Annotated in this window: 1 protein-coding gene; it reads right to left on the reverse strand. The window is 38.3% G+C overall.

Annotated elements, in window-relative coordinates; translation table 11 throughout:
- Positions 1–168: 168 nt before the first annotated feature.
- Entirely contained in the window at positions 169–1,329 is a 1,161-nt protein-coding gene (locus tag SLH55_RS23090) for an IS256 family transposase (RefSeq protein WP_320324558.1), read from the reverse strand.
- Positions 1,330–1,426 lie beyond the last annotated feature (97 nt).

Consider the following 1,426-nt stretch of genomic DNA (forward strand, 5'->3'; position numbering starts at 1 on the left):
AACTATTAATCAGCTATAGCTATTCAATTCAACATTTTTTTGCGAAACTTCCATGAAGTAATTCCTTCATATCCAGGGCAGGCTGTCAAAGGCTCTTCACTTTGACAGCCTGCCCTGGATATGAAGCCATTTGAATGGGAAGTTTCATTCAAAAATGTTTAGGGCTTTTTAAAGGGATTTTCTCTTTGAATAATTGGTTTGTTGGTAATGAAACAAAACGGCTCCGACTAATCGAAAGGCTGACTGGGTATTAGGAAAAATCCGTATGACCTTTTCTCTTCTTCGAACCTCTTGGTTCAAGCGTTCCAAACAGTTGGTACTGCGGATATGTGGTCGAATTTCTTCAGGGTGGTCCATGTACTGAATCGTATCTTCAAAGCCTTCATCAAAGATGGCCAGCGCTTTTTCGTATTTGGTGTTCTCGCTATATTGACTCATCAATTCTTCCTTAAAGTTTCTCATATCTTCAATTTTGACAGCTTCAAACACTCTCTTAATCATGGTTCTAATTTCTTTGGAATCTTTTTTAGGGAGGTGTTGAATGATGTTTCGTTTAAAGTGTACATTACACCTCTGCCAGCTTGTTCCAATAAACTCACGTAGTACCGCTTTTTGAAGACCCTTATGGGCATCTGATATCACAAGCTTAGGAGATTGTAGACCTCGGGATTTCAACTGTTGAAAGAACCTACTCCAGCTCTCATAACTCTCCACATGATCGACCATTAAGCCTAAAATCTCGCGATTATTTTTCTCTGAGAGAGCTGTCGCAATGTAAACGGCTTTTGAAACGACACGATGGTGTTCACGAACTTTTACATACATGGCATCTACAAATATATATGGAAAATAAGATCCGTTCAAAGGTCGCTTAGCCCAGTCATTAATGATAGGGTCTAATTTTTGTGTCAGGGAAGAAACGAATGATTTAGAAACCGTTTCTCCACAAAGCTGTTCTACAATATGAGTAACCTTGCGAGTTGAAACACCATTGATCACCATTTCAATCATCGAAAGGACAAAAGCTTGATCACAACGTGAGTATTTTTCAAATACAGAAGGAGAAAAGTCTCCATTGCGGGTACGCGGCACCTTTAATTTGATCTTCCCAACACTCATTGTAAAGTCACGTTCATAGTAGCCATTACGATAATCTAAACGATCAGTAGATCGTTCGTATGAAGCTGCTTGTAGGTATTGGTCTCTCTCCCTTTCCATGTATTCATTTAATACAAGGACGATGGCTGAACGGACCACCGTTTCGATATTAGAATTTACAACTGCTTCTTTTAAAGAATCCAAATCTAGGTTAAACTGTAATTGAGTCATTTTATTCCTCTTCTCATTGTTTATCGTCGTTGAAAACAGTGTTGACAAGAAGGAATAAAATGACTCTTTCTTTTTACACAATTATATGGACTTAATC

It is taken from the genome of Rossellomorea sp. YZS02 (assembly GCF_033963925.1).
GTDB lineage: Bacteria > Bacillota > Bacilli > Bacillales > Bacillaceae_B > Rossellomorea.